The organism is Rhodococcus sp. p52, from assembly GCF_000763325.2.
Classification (GTDB): Bacteria; Actinomycetota; Actinomycetes; order Mycobacteriales; family Mycobacteriaceae; genus Rhodococcus; species Rhodococcus pyridinivorans.
Window position 1 is genome coordinate 2,464,918 of record NZ_CP016819.1, and the last position, 19,212, is coordinate 2,484,129.

Genomic DNA, 19,212 nt, shown 5'->3' on the forward strand with positions numbered 1-19,212 from the left:
CCAGGGGTGTACACCTTCACCCTGTCGGAAAGCCACGACGTGGGAACATGGAGTCATGCGCATTGCGGATTCCGTCATCGACCTCATCGGAAACACCCCCCTCGTCAAGCTCAACACGGTGGTGAAACCCGGATCGGGGCTCGTAGCGGCGAAGATCGAATACCTCAATCCCGGCGGCAGCTCCAAGGACCGTATCGCGGTGAAGATGATCGATGCGGCCGAAGCGTCGGGCGAACTGAAGCCGGGCGGGACGATCGTCGAGCCCACCTCCGGCAACACCGGCATCGGCCTGGCCCTGGTCGCGCAGCAGCGCGGCTACAAGTGCGTGTTCGTGTGCCCCGACAAGGTCGGCGAGGACAAGCGCAACGTGCTGCGGGCCTACGGTGCCGAGGTGGTCGTGTGCCCGACCGCGGTCCCGCCGGAGCACCCCGACAGCTACTACAGCGTCTCCGACCGTCTCGCCCGTGAGCTCCCCGGTGGCTGGAAGCCCAACCAGTACTCCAACCCGGGGGGCCCGGCGAGCCACTACGAGACCACCGGCCCGGAGATCTGGAACGACACCGACGGCAAGATCACGCACTTCGTCGCTGGCGTCGGCACCGGCGGCACCATCTCGGGTACCGGCCGGTACCTCAAGGAGGTCTCCAACGGTGCGGTGAAGGTCGTCGGCGTCGACCCCGAGGGCTCGGTGTACTCGGGCGGCACCGGCCGGCCGTACCTCGTCGAAGGTGTCGGTGAGGACTTCTGGCCCTCGGCCTACGACCCGTCGATCCCCGACGAGATCATCGCCGTCTCCGACGCCGACTCGTTCGAGATGACCCGTCGCCTCGCCCGCGAGGAAGGCCTGCTCGTCGGTGGCTCCTGCGGCATGGCCGTCGTCGCCGCACTGCAGGTTGCCGAGCGCGAGGGCCCCGACGCGGTCGTTGTCGTGCTGCTGCCCGACGGTGGTCGCGGCTACATGTCGAAGATCTTCAACGACAAGTGGATGGCCAGCTACGGCTTCCTCCGCGCGCCGCTCGACGGCAAGCCCGACGACTCCACCGTCGGCGACGTGCTGCGCGGCAAGAGCGGCGACCTGCCCGACCTCGTGCACACCCACCCGTCCGAGACGGTGCGCGACGCCATCGAGATCCTTCGGGAGTACGGCGTCTCGCAGATGCCGGTCGTGGGTGCCGAACCGCCCGTCACCGCAGGTGAGGTGGCTGGTTCGGTCAGCGAGCGCGAACTGCTCAGCGCCGTCTTCGAAGGTCGCGCGAATCTCGCCGATCCGGTCGAGAAGCACATGAGCCCGCCGCTGCCGAACATCGGCGTGGGCGAGTCGATCGACTCCGCCACGAAGGCGTTCGGCGATACCGACGCGCTCATGGTGATCGACGACGGCAAGCCCGTCGGTGTCATCCCCCGCCACGACCTGCTCGGATTCATCTCTCAAGGCCGATAGGACACAGATCTTCATGACAGACCAGAACCAGCACGGTTTCGCGACCCGCGCCATCCACGCCGGGTACGAGCCCGACCCCCAGACCGGTGCCGTCAACGTGCCGATCTACGCGTCGTCGACCTTCGCCCAGGACGGCGTCGGCGAGATGCGCAACGGCTTCGAGTACGCCCGCACCGGCAACCCCACCCGTCGTCCCCTCGAGGCGAACCTCGCCGCGCTCGAGAACGGCACCTACGGCCGGGCGTTCGGCTCGGGCATGGCCGCTACCGACTGCCTGCTCCGTTCGGTGCTGCGTCCGGGCGACCACCTCGTCATCCCCAACGACGCGTACGGCGGCACCTTCCGTCTCATCGACAAGGTGTTCACGCAGTGGGGGATCGAGTACACCCCGGCCGCGATCAACGACGCCGACGAGGTGCGCGCGGCCGTGCGCCCGAACACCAAGCTCGTGTGGGTGGAGACGCCCACCAACCCGCTGCTCAACATCGGCGACATCTCGGCGCTCGCCGACATCGCGCACGAGGGTGGTGCCAAGCTCGTCGTCGACAACACCTTCGCGTCGCCGTACCTGCAGCAGCCGCTCACCTTCGGTGCCGACGTCGTGCTGCATTCGACCACCAAGTACATCGGTGGTCACTCCGACGTCGTCGGTGGCGCGCTGGTGACGAACGACGAAGAGCTCGACGCCGCCTTCGCGTTCCTGCAGAACGGTGCGGGCGCCGTGCCGGGCCCGTTCGACGCCTTCCTCACGCTGCGCGGCATCAAGACGCTCGCGGTGCGGATGGAGAAGCACTCCGACAACGCCGAGAAGCTCGTCGACTTCCTGTCGGGACATTCCGCCGTGACCAAGGTGCTGTACCCGGGTCTCGAATCGCATCCGGGCCACGAGTACGCGGCCAAGCAGATGCGTCGCTTCGGTGGCATGATTTCCGTGCGCCTCGCCGGTGGCCGCCAGGCCGCGCTGGACTTCTGCAAGCGCACCGAGATCTTCACCCTCGCCGAGTCGCTCGGTGGTGTGGAGTCGCTCATCGAGCATCCGGGTGCGATGACCCACGCCTCCACCGCCGGGTCGCTGCTCGAGGTCCCCGAGGATCTCGTCCGGCTGTCGGTGGGTATCGAGGATGCCGCCGACCTGCTCGCCGACGTCGAACAGGCGCTCGGCTGACACACCGGTCGTAGAAGACAGGAGAAGAAGGCGTCCCGAAGGACGCCTTCTTCTCGTGTCGATCGGGAAAACACCGACGGCGACGTGCGGAAGGAACCGCATAGCCCCCGGAAGCACTGCCGGGCGCCGTACGATCACGTGGTGACGGACAGCGAACATCCCGAATCCGCCCTGTGGGACACCGTGCTCGACACGGTACGGCGCCATGGACCCATGACGATCGACGAGGTGGCCGATCATCTCGAGGAGCACGGATTCGGCTCGGCCGAGCAAGTGATGATCGATCTCGAACAGTCGGAACCGCATCCGCTGTTGATGTGGTTGTCCGACGACCGTGTGGCGGCGACGGATGCGCTGTTCGAGGGCAGGATGCTCACACACCGCCTCACCGCGGACGAACTCGACCGGCACGCGATCCCGGTCGACGACATCGAACCGCTCCTGCTGCTCGTCTCCGAGGACGACGAGTTCGATCTCGTGCAGCCCGGTGGATTCGAAGCTGCTGCCACGCAAAACGATCCGGATTCGGATGAGATCGTCCGCAAGGAGACGATCGTCTTTCCCGAAGGAGCCCTGTCGGGTCACGAGGCGGGAGACCTGCTCGCACTCACCGTGCGGGACGGTCGCTTGTCGTTCGCTCCGGTCGACGACGAAGTCCGAAGTAGTGAGGCCGAATTCGTGCACGCGCTCGAACAGACCATCGCCCGCCAGCAGGTGGCGAGCCTCGGGGGCGCCTTCCTCGACGTGCTCGCCGATGTACCGGACGCGTTCTCCGCGCCGTCCCTGCCGCTCGGGGACTTGCTCGCCGGAGCCGGTCTGGCCCGCAGCGGAGACCTGGTGGCACCGAACGGTTTCGACTTCGACGGATACTCCGACCGGGCAATGTTCGAGATCTATGCCGAACAGCTCGGGATCCCCGTCGACGCCGTGCCCGGCGTGGCCCTGTTCGCGTCGCTGGTCGAAGCCCTCGAACGCGGCGACGACGCCGAACTCGACGAGCGTTTCGCCGTGGGAAAATCCGGTCTGTACTCGGTGCTGTCCGATCCCGAGATCGCCGAGACCGTCTACGACGAACTGGTGGGGGAGAAGCTCGCGCCCGAGGCGATCGAACAGGCCGCGCTGTGGCTGCTCGACCATGCGCCGCGACGTGCGGCGGGGGCAGCGCACTGGATCGCCGGTCGCGCGGCCGAATCGACCGGACGCCTCACGGAAGCCGAACGGCACTACGAGCGCTCGGCCGACCTCGACTCCGCCTTCGACCTCCCGTTGTTCGACCTCGCGCGCTTCGCTTCCGATCGCGGGGACGCGATACGGGGGCTGTCTCTGCTCGCCCGGGTGCCGGGCGGCGACGAACATCCCCTCCACGAAGTGCTCGAACGGTACCGGCCGAAGGAGGTCCCGGGGCTCGGCCGCAACGACCGCTGCTGGTGCGGGTCGGGCCGCAAGTACAAGGCGTGCCATCTCGGGCGCGCCGAGCACTCGCTCGAGGAACGCTCCGACTGGCTGTACATGAAGGCGGCCATGCACGCCCTCGAACCCGGATGGGCCGAACAGCGGGTCGCGCTGGCGGAGGCGCGTTCCGGCTACGGGGACGACGACGCGGTGGCCGAGGCCGTCGCCGATCCTCTCGTCGAGGACGTCCTGCTCTTCGATGCCGGCGCCTTCGCGGATTTCGTCGAGCGTCGCGGTGAGTTGCTGCCCGAGGACGAGGCCGAACTCGCCCGCTCGTGGCTGGCGGTCGAGCGTTCGGTCTTCGAGGTCGAGGCGAGTGCGCCGGAGGAGTCGCTCACGCTGCGCGACGTCCGTAGCGATCGGGTGGTGGAGGTGTCCGCGCCCTGGCTCGCGGGTGAGGTGCCCGCCGGGACGTTGCTGTGCGCCCGTGTGATGCCGGTGGGGGAGGACCGGTGGGTGATGCCCGGCGGCTGCGAACCGGTGACGAAGGATCAGCGGGACACGCTCGTCACGCTGCTGGACGAGGACGCGGTCGATCCGGTGGACATCATGGACGTCCTGACCCAGCCGGACGCCGCAGACTTCTATCCGGAACCGTAACTCCGGACCCTCAGGAAGCACCGGTCCCACTGGTCCCAGTACTAGAACGTGTTCCTGAATATATGTGATAAGAACATCCGGAAGCCGCACTGGTGATCGACCTCACAGTTACGGTGAGAGCGGTTGATGGATGGATGTGGGGGTAGCGGATGTCGGTGGACCCGTCTGCGGTCATCGTGGCAGTGGCTACGGCAGCAAGTGCGCTCGTTCAGGGCGTGGACCTACCAGCAGAGATCAAGGATCAGATCAACGGGGCGATCGAGTCGTTCGAGGCAACTGCCGAGAACGCCGACACGGATGCGGCGAATCTCGTCGCGTCCTTGCCGGAACCGATGCAGCAGGGAGCACAACAGGCGGTCGCGGATGCGACGACGGCGGTCGCGGGAGCGATCGAGCCGCATCTGCCCGAGGATGCGGCCGCGGCCCTGCACCCCGCCGATCCGCAAGCAGCTCCGCCCGCTCTGGCGCCCGAACCGCCGGCCGCGCGTCCCGGGCCCTTCGGAATACCGGTCCAACCCCCGGCGACCGGTGTGGTCGGGAACCCGCAACCGGGTCCCACGATCCCGGGCACCGGGATCACGTTGCCGTCGATCCCGGCGATCCTTCCCGGAACGCGACTCGCACCCATCGGTGCGATCGCAGTGTTCGCGCCGTGGCTGAAGAAGGCCGGCGAACTGTGCGAAGGGGTCTCCGCGCCGGTCCTCGCGGCCCTCTACTCCGCCGAGAACGGTTTCCGGTACGGCCCGGCCGCGCCGGTCTCGCCGGTCGGCGCCCGCGGCCCGGGACAGTTCATGCCCGGCACCTGGGACCAGTACGGCAAGGACGCCGACGGTGACGGCAAGGCCGACGTCCTCGGCATCGCCGACCCGGTCATGGCGTCGGGCAACCTCCTGTGCGACAACTACAAGCTCATCGACGACTGGAAGAAGCGCGGACTGGTCGAGGGCGACACCCTCGATCTGACCCTCGCGGCCTACAACGCCGGCGTCGGCGCGGTGAAGCGCTCGGGTGGCATGCCGTCCGGTCATCCCGACTACGAGAACCAGACGAAGCCCTACGTCGCGAAGATCCGCGCGACCGAGCACGTCTTCGCCCGCATGCTCTCGCCGTTCCTGGGTCTGGGCATCGGAGGCGGAGCCGGCGACGTCGGTAATCGCATCGTCGACCTTGCCTTCAAGTACCTCGGCCTGCCGTACGTATGGGGTGGCGGCAATATCAACGGGCCGTCCGGCGGCGGTTTCGACTGCTCCGGCCTGACGTCGTACGCGGTCTTCGCCGCGACGGGCATCACGCTGCCGCGCACGTCCGAGACACAGTGGCACATCGGCACCGAGGTGCCGCTGTACGCGGCGCGCCCCGGCGACCTGCTGTTCGGCAACTGGCAGGCCGGCGGACCCGGTCACGTCGCCATCTACATCGGTGGCGGGCAGATGGTGCACGCACCCACCACCGGCGACGTCGTGCGGGTGGGGCCGGTCTTCCCCGACATGAAGGCGCGGCGCATCTTCTGACACCTGCCGTGAACACGCGAAAGGCCCGACCGAGAGAATCCGGTCGGGCCTTTCGGCTGCAGAGGGGACTGCCGCGGTGCGGCACTCGGCGATCAGCCGCGGTAAGGTTCCGCGCTCACCAGTGTCACCTTCATGGTGTTGCCGTTGGGCAGCGTGTACTCGCGGGTCTCGCCGACCTTCGCGTCGATCAGGGCGCCACCGAGGGGCGAGCTGGGGGAGTAGGTCTCGAGCTCGCTGTTGCGGGCACCTTCTTCGCGGGTCGCGATCAAGAACGTCTCCGTGTCGGACTCGTCGCCGGCGTAGTAGACGGTGACGACGGAACCGGGGAGGGCCACGCCCGACTCGGTCGGAGCGACGCCGACCTTGGCGGTGCCCAGCAGCTCCTGGAGCTGACGGATACGGGCTTCCTGCTGGCCCTGCTCCTCGCGGGCCGCGTGGTAGCCGCCGTTCTCCTTGAGGTCGCCTTCCTCGCGACGCTCGTTGATCTCGGCGGCGATGACAGGACGATTCGCGATGAGCTGGTCCAGCTCGGCCTTGAGCCGGTCGTACGACTCCTGCGTCAGCCAGGTCACCTGGGTCTCGGTCATCCTCGATCACTTCCTTCGGGTTGGAGCCCCCGGCTCCGTGGACAAGTCGTGCACATGCAACGACCGCGACAGCACGACCCCCGTCGTCCCCCCCTGGTTGTCAGGCTGAACGGAAGTCGTACTGTCTGTTGATGCTCTTATGCAGCAATACACGGCCCCAAAGGGTGGAACCGTGTATCCGGCTATTTTAGCATCACTATCGTCGCTGCTCCGGAAAAGCGCAGGAAGCCGCTGGTCGCGGTAGATTTCTAGGGTGCGCGGAGGTAGACGGGAGCCTCGGTGCTGCAGCCGTAGGTATCGCCCATTCCGGGGCGTTGTGACGTCTTGACCGTGGATGTCAGCACGACCGTCTGCGAATCGGACGCCGGGATGAGGACCTCGCGCCGTCCGGTCTCGCTGCCGTCCTTCGACCGCGCCCGGATGATGCAGACAGCATCCTCGGACGGATCGTCCCGCGTGACCTTGAGCTGGATGTCGATGGTGCTGTCGTCGATGATCTCGAAGGCGACCACCTCCGACTCGATCGGAGCCGAGTTGTTCTGGAACAGCACGAACGCCACGACGAGCCCGGCGAGCAGACCGGCGATGGTGAAACCCCAGCGCTTGCCGCGTGTCGACACGCGGGGCCCGGGGTACCGGGAGGAGGGGTACCGGTCGGTGGGCAGGGTGTTGCTCATCACTTTGCTTTCACAGCGGAACGATGGATCGGGCGTCGCCGCAGGGTCACGGCTGACGTCGGAATTATCAGATGGAACTATAGAGGACGGATCCGTAGCGACCGCGACGCGGGCGCAGGGTCGGTTCCGGCGAAGCAGACGACGTGAGGTGGAGGAATACACGTGAGCGGACTACGGCTCATGGCCGTGCACGCCCATCCCGACGACGAGTCGAGCAAGGGCGCGGCCACGATGGCCCGGTACTCGGCCGAGGGACACGAGGTCCTGGTGGTCACGCTCACGGGCGGAGAGCGCGGCGACATCCTGAACCCCGCCATGGACGTGCCCGGCATTCGCGAACGCATGAGCGAGGTGCGTCAGGAGGAGATGGCCGAGGCCGCCCGCATCCTCGGGGTGCGGCACCAGTGGCTCGGCTTCGTCGACTCCGGACTGCCCGAGGGCGACCCCAAGCCTCCGCTGCCGGAGGGCTGCTTCGCTGCGATCCCGCTCGACGAACCGGTCCGCCGGCTCGTGCAGTCGGTGCGCGAGTTCCGCCCCCACGTCATGACCACCTACGACGAGAACGGTGGCTACCCGCATCCCGACCACATCCGGTGCCACGAGGTGTCGGTCGCGGCCTACGAAGCGGCCGCGGATCCGGATTTCCATCCCGAGCTGGGCGAGCCCTGGGCGGTGAACAAGCTCTACTACTCGCACGGTTTCATCCGTAAGCGGCTCGAGCTGTTCCGCGAGGAGTACGAGCGTCGCGGGGAGCCGTTCCCGATGGAGCAGTGGCTCAACAAGTGGCGCACCGAGCGGGGCGACATCATGGGGCGCGTGACCACCCAGATCACCTGTGGCGACTACTTCCCGAAGCGCGACGACGCGCTGCGGGCCCACGCCACCCAGATCGACCCCAACGGATCCTTCTTCGCGGTGCCGTTGGACATCCAGCAGAAGGTGTGGCCGACCGAGGAGTTCGAGTTGGCCAAGACCCGCGTGAGCACGGTACTTCCCGAGACGGATCTGTTCGCGGGCATCGAGGACGGACAGGGCAAATGACGATAGGCACGCTCGCGGTCGATGTTCTGGCCGTCGAGATTCTGGCCCAGGAGCCGACCGGCCCCGAGTTCGGCAAGGCGTCTCCGCTCGGACTGGCCATCGTGGTGGTCCTGCTGGTCGCGACCGCTCTGCTGATCTGGAACATGAACAAGCGGCTGAAGAAGCTGCCCGAGAACTTCCAGCCGGAGCATCCCGAACCCGACCAGGCCGTGGACGACGGCACGCTGCCGGGTGCGATGCCCGGCGGAGCCGAGGAGAAGGCCGGCGGCACGAAGGCCACCGGTCCGGAACGTCCGGAACCCACCAAGGGAAGCTGACGACCGGCCGTCACCGGCGGTGCTCCTTCCGTAGCGTGGGGGCATGGCGAACCGACTGGCCGACGCCCTGAGCCCTTATCTGAGGCAGCACGCCGACAATCCGGTCCACTGGCAGGAATGGGGCGACGACGCGCTCGCGGAGGCGCGCGAGCGCGACGTGCCGATCCTGCTGTCGATCGGGTACGCGGCCTGCCACTGGTGTCACGTCATGGCACACGAGTCGTTCGAGGACGAGGCCACGGCCGCTGTCATGAACGAGAACTTCGTGTGCATCAAGGTCGACCGTGAGGAACGGCCGGACATCGACGCGGTCTACATGAACGCGACCGTCGCCATGGCCGGTCAGGGCGGATGGCCGATGACCTGCTTCCTCACCCCCGACGGCTCGCCTTTCTACTGCGGCACGTATTACCCGAACACGCCGCGCGGCGGCATGCCGTCCTTCGTCCAACTTCTCGAGGCCATCACCCAGACCTGGCACAACCGGCGCGATGAGGTCTCGCAGGCCGCCGACGCCGTGGCCACCGAACTCCGTCGCAGCAGCGGGGGACTGCCCGTCGGGGAGGCCGCTGTCGAGGCGGTCCTGCTCGACGCGGCGGCCGCTGCGATCGCCACCGACGAGGATCGCGAACACGGCGGCTTCGGGGGCGCACCCAAGTTCCCGCCGTCCAACCTGCTCGAGGGCCTGCTGCGCGGATACGAGCGCACGCGCTCCGCCGACACGCTCGGTCTCGTCGAGCGCACGACCGACGCGATGGCGCGAGGTGGGATCTACGACCAGCTCGGTGGCGGTTTCGCCCGCTACAGCGTCGACGCCGCCTGGACGGTGCCGCACTTCGAGAAGATGCTCTACGACAACGCGCTGCTCCTACGGCTGTACGCGCACCTCGCGCGGGTGACCGGCGCGGAACTGCCGACGCGGGTCACCCGGGAGACCGCCGAATTCCTGCTGCGCGACCTGCTCACCACCGACGGCGGATTCGCCTCGGCGCTCGACGCCGACACGGACGGGGTCGAGGGCCTGACCTACGTGTGGACCCCCGACCAGCTCGTCGAGGTGCTCGGTGCGGACGACGGCCGGTGGGCCGCGGAGGCCTTCACCGTCACTCCCGGCGGCACCTTCGAACACGGCACCTCGGTGTTGCAGCTGCTCGACGAGCCCGACGATCCGGCCCGTCTCGCCGACGTGCGGGCACGCCTGTTCGCGGCCCGGCAGGATCGCGCGCAACCCGGACGCGACGACAAGGTCGTCACCGCGTGGAACGGCTTCGCGATCACTGCACTGGCAGAGGCCGGCAACGCACTGGGCGAACCCGCCTGGATCGACGCGGCGGCGAGGTGCGCGCGGTTCCTGCTCGACCGGCACCTCGTCGATGGACGACTGCGCCGCGCGTCGCTCGGAGGTGTCGTCGGATCTCCGGTGGGCGTGCTCGAGGACTACGGAGCACTCGTCACCGCGCTGCTCGCCGTCCATCAGGGGACCGGGGATCGGAGCTGGGTCGAGCGCGCGCGAGAACTCGCCGACGTCGCGCTCACGCAGTTCGCGGATCCGGAACGTCCCGGGAGCTGGTTCGACACCGCGCACGACGCCGAATCGCTGGTCGCCCGGCCGCGCGATCCGGTCGACGGGGCGACGCCGTCGGGGGCGTCGCTGATCGCCGAGGCGTTGCTCGGTCTGTCCGCGCTGGTGCACGACGACCCCCGCTACGCCGGTGCCGCCGCGCTGTCGCTGTCGGCGGCCTCGATCCTGCTCGAGAAAGCGCCGCGTGCCGGAGGGCACTGGCTGACCGTGGCCGAGGCGTCGGTGCGCGGTCCGCTGCAGGTCGCCGTCGCGGGTGGCGGCGCACTCCTCGACCTCGCGCGCCGGCTCGCACCGGGGGGAGCGATCGTGGTGGGCGGCGAACCCGACTCGTCGCCGCTGCTCGATGGTCGGCCGCTCGTCGACGGAGCATCCGCGGCCTACGTGTGCCGGGGCTTCGTGTGCGATCGGCCGGTGACGACGGAGACGGATCTGCGCGAGGTGCTCGCCGCGCTCTGACTCGTCGGGGCCAGGCGGTGCCAGGGGCGGTGAATCGGTGCGCTCGGTCCTCTACTTCGAGGGTCTAGCTGCTCACGGCGGCTGCGACCGCGACGTTCGGCGACTCGATGCCGTTCTGATCGAACGCCTCGAGCACCGCGCGGGTGAGACTGCGGCGGATCGCCCACTGCTTGCCGGCGCGCACGCGCACGGTCAGCCGCAGCGTCACCGCACCCGCCGTCACGGAGTTGACCCCGAGCAGTTCGGGCTTCTCCAGGACGTCGGGTGCGATGTCCTCGCGTTCGACGCCGTCGAGTACGGCCCGCAGGGCGATCTGGCAGGCGCGGTCGACATTGGAGGTCGGTGCGATGGGTACGTCGATCACGGAGACCGCGTGGCCCTGGCTCATGTTGCCGACGCGCAGGATCTCGCCGTTGCGGCAGAACCACAGGGTGCCGTCGATGTCGCGGACGGTCGTCACGCGCAGGCCGACCGACTCGACGGTGCCCACCGCGTCGCCGAGGTCCACCACGTCGCCCACACCGTACTGGTCCTCGAGCAGCATGAACATGCCCGAGATGAAGTCCCGCACGAGGTTCTGCGCACCGAAACCAAGAGCAACGCCGGCGATACCGGCCGAGGCGATGAACGGCGCGACGTTGAAGCCGAGCGTGTCGAGCGTCTGCAGCACCACCCAGACGAGCACGACGACCGACACACCGGACTTGAATACCGAGCCGATCGTTTGGGCACGCTGGATCCGGCGTTCGCGCGCGTAGGGATCACCGATGGCGCGTTCGGCGCGTTCCTGCAGCGGTGCGAGGAACGATCGGCGGGGCTTGCCGGATTTCTCACGCGGCTTCGTCATGCGGTCGATCAGTCGGTGGAGGACGAAGCGGAGCACGATCGCGACGACGATGTAACTCACGATCGCGAGCGGCCGGTGGATCAGCCAGTCCCTGTTGGTCTCGGTCAGTTCGAAGGCGAGCAACGGAATAGACATCCCCCGCGAGTCTACAAACGGGTGCCGGATGCTTCAGGTGGTGTGAGAAGTTGCACGAAGCGGTCGGTGAGGTTTCAACCGAGAATCACGAGCCACACCGCTATCGCGTGACACAGTGCCGCGATGACCGTGGCCGCGTGAAAGAACTCGTGGTGCCCGAAGGTCGCGGGCCACGGATCGGGCCAGCGGGTCGCGTAGAGGATCGCTCCTCCGCTGTAGAACAGCCCTCCGAACAGCAGGAGCAGCATGGGAGCGAGACCGACTTCGGCGACCAACTGTCCGGCAACGGGCACGATGGCCCATCCGAGCAACAGATACAGCGGCACACCGACCCAGCGCGGCGCCGTAGGCCACAGCATCTTCAGGGCCACGCCCGCCAGCGCGCCCGCCCACACGACGATCAGCAGCGGTCGCCCGGACTCCGGGGGCAGGGCGAGTGTCGCGAACGGGGTGTAGCTGCCGGCGATGAACACGAAGATCATCGAATGGTCGGCGCGCTTCATCCACACGCGGGACCGGGGCCCCCAGTTCAGGCGGTGGTAGAGCGCGCTGACGCCGAACACACCGCACACGGTGAGGCTGTAGATGGTCGCGGGGAGTACGGCGTCCGGGCGGTCGGCGAGGAAGGCGGCGGCCGAGACGAGGGCGACGCCGGCGATGACGGCCACACCGAAGGCCCAGGCGTGGATCCATCCGCGCATCCGCGGTTTGACGGGTAGTTCCTCGAGGCCGAATGCCGTCATGCGTGCGCTCCTCTCGGTACCGATCAGTAACCTACGCACCCGTAGGTTTGTTCCGTCGTCACGTTACAGCCCGTGAGGGCGCTCCGGGAGACTCTGTGGCCACCGACGCGACCGTCCGTACGCCTGGGCGTAATGTGACTCGCGTGGTGATGACGGGGTGAGCGTCCGCGGACTGCTGTACCGGCTCTACGAGCGCAGGCTGCTGAAGGAACTCGACGGAGCACGGCATCCGCGACACGTCGCGGTCATGTGCGACGGCAATCGGCGTTGGGCGCGCGAGAACGGCTTCACCGACGTCAGTCACGGCCACCGCGAAGGTGCCAAGAAGATCGCCGAGCTGCTGAGCTGGTGCGACGCGGCCGGTATCGAGACGGCGACGATCTACCTGCTGTCCACCGAGAACCTCCGGCGCGACCCGGAGGAGCTCGATGCTCTGCTCGAGATCATCTCCGACGTGGTGGAGGAGATCTCCGCGCCCGGCCAGAACTGGGGCGTGAAGATCGTCGGCACCACCGACCTGCTCCCGGCCGACCACGCCAAGCGGCTGCACGAGGCCGCGGCCGGCACCGCGGGCCGGACGGGCACGCACGTCAACGTCGCCGTCGGGTACGGCGGTCGCCAGGAGATCGTCGACGCGGTGCAGTCGCTCCTGCGGGTGCGCTACGCGCAGGGGTTGCGTGGCGAAGAGCTCGTCGAGTCCGTGACGGTCGACGGTGTCGACAGCCACCTCTACACGTCCGGTCAACCCGATCCGGACCTCGTGATCCGTACCTCCGGCGAGCAGCGACTGTCCGGATTCCTGCTCTGGCAGTCCGCCTACTCGGAGATCTGGTTCACCGAGGCGTACTGGCCCGAGTTCCGCCGGGTCGACTTCCTGCGCGCGCTGCGCGACTACGCCGCCCGGCACCGCCGGTTCGGCGCCTGACGGCACCCGCCGGTTCGGCGCCTGGAACAGGACCGAGCGGCGGGGCGCGTCAGAGCTTGCGCAACCGGAGCCGGTTGATGGCGTGATCCGAGTCCTTGCGCAGGACCAGGGTCGCGCGGGGACGCGTCGGCAGGATGTTCTCCACCAGGTTCGGCAGGTTGATCGAGTGCCAGATCTCCTTCGCGGCACTCATCGCGTCCCGGTCCGACAGGTTCGCGTAGTGGTGGAAGTGCGCCTCGGGATCCGCGAAGGACGTCTTACGTAGGGCGAGAAAGCGTTCCACGTACCACTTCTCGATGTCCTCGATACGCGCGTCGACGTAGATCGAGAAGTCGAACAGGTCGGAGACCATCAACCGCGGACCGGTCTGCAGCACGTTCAGGCCCTCGATGATGAGGATGTCCGGCTGCCGCACGATGTGGTACTGACCCGGGATGATGTCGTACGAGATGTGGGAGTAGAACGGCGCCGCAACCTCTTTCGCTCCCGACTTGACCTCGGTGACGAACCGCAGCAGTTTGCGCCGGTCGTAGCTCTCGGGAAAACCCTTGCGGTGCATGATGTTGCGCCGCACCAGTTCCTTGGTGGGGTAGAGGAACCCGTCGGTGGTCACGAGATCCACCCGCGGGTGATGGTCCCAGCGTGCCAGCAACGCCTGCAGCACACGGGCCGTGGTGGACTTGCCGACCGCCACCGAACCGGCCACACCGATCACGAACGGCACCTGCTGGTCGGGATGCTTCTCCCCGAGGAAGGTCGCGGTCGCGGCGAACAACCGCTGCTTCGCTGCGACCTGCAGGTGGATCAACCGGGCGAGGGGGAGATACACCTCCGCGACCTCCGCGAGATCGATCTGCTCGCCCAGGCCCCGAAGCCCGATGAGTTCGTCCTCGGTGAGGACGAGGGGAGTCGACTTCCGCAGCGTCCGCCACTGCTTGCGGTCGAACTCGACATACGGGCTCGGTTCGTTCAGACGAGCCATCGGCACGGCTTCCCGGTGGCGCGGCGGATGCGGCGTTGCATGTCCATGTAACGGATTGTGCTCGCTGACACAGGCGGATGCCTCCCCGGGGTCCCCACCCCGGCGGGTTCTCCCGTGTCGGGTCGCCGACGAGCGACTACGCTCGGCCGGTATGGGAGCCGACGACTTCGTGAACGAATATCTGCTGCTGGGCCTGGCTTTCGACCGGCTCGAGGACGGGTACGTCGACGCCTACACCGGCGATCCCGCGCTGCGGCGGAAGGTCGAGAACGCCCCGACCCCCGATCCCCGTGATCTATCACACACCGCGCGACGCCTGCGGGACGAACTTCCCGGTGCGGCACTGTCCGACGAGCGCACCCGTTTCCTCGACGTGCATCTGCGCGCCCTCGACTGCTCGGCCCGCAAGTTCGCGGGGGAGGAGATCGGTTTCGTCGACGAGGTCGAGGCATACTTCGACGTCCGCATCGCGCCCGGCGACGAGGACACCTACCGCGACGCGCACCGTCGCCTCGATGCGTTGCTGCCCGGCACCGGATCGCTCACCGAACGGATGCAGGCCCACCGCAAGTCCGATGTGATCCCCGCCGATCGTCTCGCCGAATGCGTCGACGCGTTCTCGAGCGCTCTACGGGAGAGGGTGCGGGCGGTCTACCCATTGCCCGACACCGAGCGTGTCGAGTACGAGATCGTCGGCGACAAGCCGTGGTCGGGCTTCAACTACTACCTCGGCGACTACCGTTCGCGGGTCGCGATCAACTCCGATCTCGAACAGACGATGGCGCACCTGCCGCGGCTGATCGCGCACGAGGCGTATCCCGGGCACCACACCGAGCACTGCCGCAAGGAGGCCGGTCTCGTCGCCGGCGGTCAGGCCGAGCAGACGTTGTTCCTCGTCAACACCCCGCAGTGCCTCATGGCGGAAGGGCTCGCCGATCTTGCGCTCGAAGCGATCGTCGGCCCGGGCTGGGGGGAGTGGGCACAGGACATCTACGCCGATCTCGGGCTCCGGTTCGACGGCGAACTGGCCGAGCAACTGTCCGAGGCGTCCGAGCAGTTGCTCTCGGTGCGGCAGGACGCCGCGCTGCTGCTCCACGATCGCGGGCGCAGCCACGACGAGGTCGTGGAATTCCTGCAGCGCTGGTCGCTGTCGAGCCCCGAACGTGCCCGGCAGTCGCTGCGGTTCCTGTCGTCGCCGTTGTGGCGCGCCTATATCAGCACCTATGTGGAGGGCTACCGGCTCCTCGGCAGCTGGCTCGGGCAGGTTCCGGCCGGAGCCGAGCGCGCCGACCGTTTCCGGCGCCTGCTCGACGAACCCCTGGTGCCCAGCAGCCTGCGGTGAACCGCAGGTCGCTCGGGGACCGGCTTCCGGAGCGGTGGACGGCCTTCGTAGACTGGAGGACGTATCCCTGACGTCCTCTGCTTGGAGAAACCTCGATGACCGCTGCGCCCGGCGCCGACGTGAACACTGCCGCACTGAACGACCTCGATCCCGAGGTCGCCGAGGCCATGACCGGCGAGCTGTCGCGTCAGCGCGACACGCTCGAGATGATCGCGTCGGAGAACTTCGTGCCGCGCGCCGTCCTCCAGGCCCAGGGCAGCGTCCTGACCAACAAGTACGCCGAGGGTTACCCCGGTCGTCGCTACTACGGCGGCTGCGAGAACGTCGACGTCGTCGAGGACCTCGCCCGTAACCGCGCCAAGGAGCTCTTCGGCGCCGATTTCGCGAACGTGCAGCCGCACTCGGGTGCGCAGGCGAACGCGGCGGTGCTCATGGCGCTGATGACCCCCGGCGAGAAGCTGCTCGGTCTCGACCTCGCGCACGGCGGCCACCTCACGCACGGCATGAAGCTCAACTTCTCCGGCAAGCTGTACGACGTCGCGTCCTACGGGGTCAGCAAGGACGACCACCGCATCGACATGGACGAGGTCCGCGACATCGCGCTGCGCGAGAAGCCGAAGGTCATCGTCGCCGGCTGGTCCGCCTACCCGCGCCACGAGGACTTCGCCGCCTTCCGCTCCATCGCCGACGAGGTCGGTGCCTACCTGTGGGTCGACATGGCGCACTTCGCCGGTCTGGTCGCCGCAGGCCTGCACCCGTCGCCGGTGCCCTACGCCGACGTCGTCTCCACCACCGTGCACAAGACCCTCGGTGGCCCGCGTTCCGGCCTGATCCTCGCCAAGCAGGAATGGGCGAAGAAGATCAACTCGGCCGTCTTCCCCGGTCAGCAGGGCGGACCGCTCATGCACGCGATCGCCGCGAAGGCCGTCGCGCTGAAGATCGCCGCGAGCGACGAGTTCAAGGACCGCCAGCGGCGCACCCTCTCCGGTGCCCGGATCATCGCCGACCGCCTGTCGCAGTCCGACGTCGCCGACAAGGGCATCTCGGTGCTCACCGGTGGCACCGACGTGCACCTGGTCCTGGTCGACCTGCGCAACTCGCAGCTCGACGGCCAGCAGGGTGAGGACGCCCTCCACGAGGTCGGCATCACCGTCAACCGCAACGCCGTGCCGTTCGATCCGCGTCCCCCGATGGTCACCTCGGGCCTGCGCATCGGCACCCCGGCGCTCGCGACCCGCGGTTTCGGCGACGAGCAGTTCACCGAGGTCGCCGAGATCATCGCGCAGACGCTCGTCGGTGGCGCCGACGCCGAGTCGCTGCGGACCCGCGTGAGCGCCCTGGCACAGTCCGTGCCGCTGTACGAGGGCCTCGAGGACTGGCGTCTGATCTGACGGCTTCCTACTGTCGCCGACCGGCCCGCACCGATCTCCGGTGCGGGCCGGTCGGCGTATCAGGGGTCGAGACATCCCACCGTAGGGCTGGTTAGGGTAGCCTACGCATGCCGACACTGTCGGTGCCCGCACGCGTACCCCGAACAGCAGAAGGAAGTCGCATGGCCATCCCGAGCATCGATCCGTACGAGTTGCCTACCAGCGACGAGATTCCCGCTGCTCGGGTGGACTGGACGATCGATACGTCCCGCTGTGCACTGCTGATCCACGACATGCAGCAGTACTTCATCGACGCCTACCGGCGCGATGCCGAACCCCTCGCGACCGTGGTGCCCAACATCGTCCGCCTCCGCGAGGCGTGCCTGGCCGCCGTTATCCCCGTCGTCTACACGATGCAGCCCGGCGACCAGCATCCGTCGCGTCGCGGCATCCTTGCCGACTTCTGGGGCGTCGGGCTGAGCACCGGCCGCGACACCGAGGTCATCGACGAACTGACCCCCGGCCCGGACGACATCCAGGTCACCAAGTGGCGCTACTCGGCGTTCCAGCGCACCGACTTCCGTCAGCTGCTCGCGCACAACGGCCGCGACCAGCTCATCGTCACCGGCGTCTACGCACACATGGGCTGTATGCTCAGCGCCGCCGACGCCTTCATGAGCGACGTCGCGCCGTTCATGGCCCTCGACGCCACCGCCGACTTCTCCCGCGACGAGCACCTCATGGCGCTCCAGTACGTCGCCAAGCGGGTCGGCCGGGTCGAGACCACGGACGCGCTGATCGAGTCGATTACCGCGTCAGCGCGTCGCCGCGACCGCGAGACCGAAGAACTCACCGCATCGCTGCGCTGACCGGCACGGTCCGAGAATCGGGAACTTCAGCACATGCAGCGAATTCTTCTGTCCGGCAAGATCCATCGCGCGACCGTCACCCACGCGGATCTGCACTACGTCGGATCGGTGACGATCGACCGCGACCAACTCTCACCGCGCTGACGCGGGAAGCGATTTCGGTGCTCTCGACGTCGCCAGGCGCGGTCGAGAACACCGAAACAGAGCACACAGGAATCGTCTAGGTGGTGCCGCGACGACGCGCCTCGAGCGTCTCGACGGCCTGCTCGCGCAGCAGCCGCAGGCGGGCCAGCGGGCGATCGGACTCGGGGCTGCGCCAGTAGCCCGACGCGTCGAGCATCGGCTTGGCGATGCCGAGTCGCTTCGACACGGCGCGCAGTTCCTTCACGATCGATGCCTCGCCGGCGATCCACATCCAGCCCTCCCCGCCGCGCGGCGCACCCGACTCGACGGCCTCGGCGAGCACGGTGGCGTCGGAGACTCCGGGACGACGGTGCACCCACCTCACGCCCGCGAGATCGGACTGTTCCTCCTGCGGACCGTCGACCAGCGCGAAGACGTGCATCGGCACCGTGCCACCGTAGGTCTCGACGAAGCGCCCCAGTGCGGGTAGTGCGGTCTCGTCGCCGGCGAGCAGCCACCAGTCGGCGCCCTGCGGCGGGATGATCGCGACCTTGGGTCCCGCGAGGTGGAGCACGCTGCCGGGTTCGGCGGTGCGGGCCCAGTTACCGGCGGGGCCGTGTCCGTGCAGGACGAAGTCCAGATCGAGCTCCCCGGCCACGGGATCGAAGCGACGCACCGTGTAGGCGCGGGCCACGGGTGCGGGCTTGCGGGGCCAGTGCAGGTGCCCGTCGTGCTGTTCGGGCAGGGCAGGGGTCTCGCTGCCGGGTTCGGGCAGGAAGATCTTGACGTAGTCGTCGGCACCCTCGGTGGTGAACGCCGGGGCATCGTAGTCGCCGCTGCGGAAGGCACCGAGCTGCTCGCCGCCCAGGGTGATCCGACGCATCCGCGGTGTCACGTCCACCGCGCGGAGCACGGTCAGGCGCCGCAGGACGATGGGTAGGGAGACGCGGGTCGGGGGCGTCGTCACCGGCATGGTGAGCTCCTTCCGGACGGGACCGGCCGGACAATTCGGGCGGGCGCGTCGCTGCTGGTATGGTTAGGCGGCCC

General features: G+C 68.1%; 17 protein-coding genes and 1 pseudogene. 12 read left to right on the forward strand and 6 right to left on the reverse strand.

Annotated elements, in window-relative coordinates:
- Window positions 1-55 precede the first annotated feature (55 nt).
- From IM25_RS11555 to IM25_RS11570, 4 genes are all read left to right on the forward strand, one after another.
- Window positions 56-1,441, forward strand: coding sequence for a cystathionine beta-synthase (locus tag IM25_RS11555; protein WP_065996050.1), 1,386 nt, complete (start codon window positions 56-58; stop codon window positions 1,439-1,441).
- 13 nt (window positions 1,442-1,454) lie between these two features.
- Window positions 1,455-2,606 carry a cystathionine gamma-synthase gene (locus IM25_RS11560; protein WP_019288736.1) on the forward strand — a complete coding sequence of 384 codons (1,152 nt, stop codon included), beginning with the start codon at window positions 1,455-1,457 and terminating at the stop codon, window positions 2,604-2,606.
- 141 nt (window positions 2,607-2,747) lie between these two features.
- Entirely contained in the window at window positions 2,748-4,658 is a 1,911-nt protein-coding gene (locus IM25_RS11565) for an SEC-C domain-containing protein (protein WP_019288735.1), read from the forward strand.
- 149 nt (window positions 4,659-4,807) lie between these two features.
- The gene (locus IM25_RS11570; protein WP_033097233.1) at window positions 4,808-6,169 is read left to right on the forward strand and encodes a C40 family peptidase; all 1,362 of its coding nucleotides are present in this window, start codon (window positions 4,808-4,810) and stop codon (window positions 6,167-6,169) included.
- A 92-nt stretch (window positions 6,170-6,261) separates the two neighbouring features.
- On the opposite strand, the gene greA is transcribed toward IM25_RS11570, so the two are convergent.
- Window positions 6,262-6,756, reverse strand: coding sequence for a transcription elongation factor GreA (gene greA / locus IM25_RS11575; protein WP_033097234.1), 495 nt, complete (start codon window positions 6,754-6,756; stop codon window positions 6,262-6,264).
- A gap of 248 nt (window positions 6,757-7,004) precedes the next feature.
- A complete protein-coding gene (locus tag IM25_RS11580; protein ID WP_006553879.1) occupies window positions 7,005-7,433 on the reverse strand; it encodes a DUF4307 domain-containing protein in 429 nt (142 codons plus the stop codon).
- 162 nt (window positions 7,434-7,595) lie between these two features.
- Here IM25_RS11580 and mca point away from each other — a divergent pair, with 162 nt between their 5' ends.
- From mca to IM25_RS11595, 3 genes are read left to right on the forward strand one after another with little or no spacing between them, the layout of a single operon-like run.
- Window positions 7,596-8,474: a mycothiol conjugate amidase Mca gene (gene mca, locus IM25_RS11585; protein ID WP_033097235.1), complete on the forward strand. Its 879-nt coding sequence runs from the start codon at window positions 7,596-7,598 to the stop codon at window positions 8,472-8,474.
- Entirely contained in the window at window positions 8,471-8,791 is a 321-nt protein-coding gene (locus IM25_RS11590) for a hypothetical protein (protein WP_006553881.1), read from the forward strand. Before mca ends, IM25_RS11590 begins: the two co-directional genes overlap by 4 nt.
- 43 nt (window positions 8,792-8,834) lie before the next feature.
- Window positions 8,835-10,829: a thioredoxin domain-containing protein gene (locus tag IM25_RS11595; RefSeq protein ID WP_033097236.1), complete on the forward strand. Its 1,995-nt coding sequence runs from the start codon at window positions 8,835-8,837 to the stop codon at window positions 10,827-10,829.
- A gap of 64 nt (window positions 10,830-10,893) precedes the next feature.
- On the opposite strand, the gene IM25_RS11600 is transcribed toward IM25_RS11595, so the two are convergent.
- Together IM25_RS11600 and trhA are read right to left on the reverse strand one after the other, a co-directional pair.
- Window positions 10,894-11,811: a mechanosensitive ion channel family protein gene (locus tag IM25_RS11600; protein ID WP_033097237.1), complete on the reverse strand. Its 918-nt coding sequence runs from the start codon at window positions 11,809-11,811 to the stop codon at window positions 10,894-10,896.
- Between the two features lie 74 nt (window positions 11,812-11,885).
- A complete protein-coding gene (trhA, locus tag IM25_RS11605; protein ID WP_019288732.1) occupies window positions 11,886-12,554 on the reverse strand; it encodes a PAQR family membrane homeostasis protein TrhA in 669 nt (222 codons plus the stop codon).
- 157 nt (window positions 12,555-12,711) lie between these two features.
- Between trhA and IM25_RS11610 the strand changes: the two genes are divergently transcribed.
- Window positions 12,712-13,479: an isoprenyl transferase gene (locus IM25_RS11610; protein WP_006553884.1), complete on the forward strand. Its 768-nt coding sequence runs from the start codon at window positions 12,712-12,714 to the stop codon at window positions 13,477-13,479.
- 49 nt (window positions 13,480-13,528) lie between these two features.
- Here the strand turns inward: IM25_RS11610 and coaA are convergent, their stop codons facing one another.
- Complete coding sequence (gene coaA / locus IM25_RS11615) at window positions 13,529-14,461, reverse strand: type I pantothenate kinase (RefSeq protein ID WP_033097238.1); 933 nt, start codon at window positions 14,459-14,461, stop codon at window positions 13,529-13,531.
- A gap of 151 nt (window positions 14,462-14,612) precedes the next feature.
- Here coaA and IM25_RS11620 point away from each other — a divergent pair, with 151 nt between their 5' ends.
- The 4 genes and pseudogenes from IM25_RS11620 to IM25_RS11635 all read left to right on the forward strand — a co-directional run.
- Window positions 14,613-15,803 carry a hypothetical protein gene (locus IM25_RS11620; protein ID WP_033097239.1) on the forward strand — a complete coding sequence of 397 codons (1,191 nt, stop codon included), beginning with the start codon at window positions 14,613-14,615 and terminating at the stop codon, window positions 15,801-15,803.
- A gap of 95 nt (window positions 15,804-15,898) precedes the next feature.
- On the forward strand, window positions 15,899-17,194 hold the full coding sequence (glyA, locus tag IM25_RS11625) for a serine hydroxymethyltransferase (protein WP_033097240.1): 1,296 nt from the start codon (window positions 15,899-15,901) through the stop codon (window positions 17,192-17,194).
- Between the two features lie 161 nt (window positions 17,195-17,355).
- On the forward strand, window positions 17,356-18,042 hold the full coding sequence (locus IM25_RS11630) for an isochorismatase family protein (RefSeq protein ID WP_033097241.1): 687 nt from the start codon (window positions 17,356-17,358) through the stop codon (window positions 18,040-18,042).
- A 33-nt stretch (window positions 18,043-18,075) separates the two neighbouring features.
- A pseudogene (locus tag IM25_RS11635) lies at window positions 18,076-18,177 on the forward strand (aspartate 1-decarboxylase); the annotation flags it as partial.
- A gap of 85 nt (window positions 18,178-18,262) precedes the next feature.
- On the opposite strand, the gene IM25_RS11640 reads toward IM25_RS11635, so the two are convergent.
- Window positions 18,263-19,138: a siderophore-interacting protein gene (locus IM25_RS11640; RefSeq protein WP_019288729.1), complete on the reverse strand. Its 876-nt coding sequence runs from the start codon at window positions 19,136-19,138 to the stop codon at window positions 18,263-18,265.
- Between the last annotated feature and the right edge of the window lie 74 nt (window positions 19,139-19,212).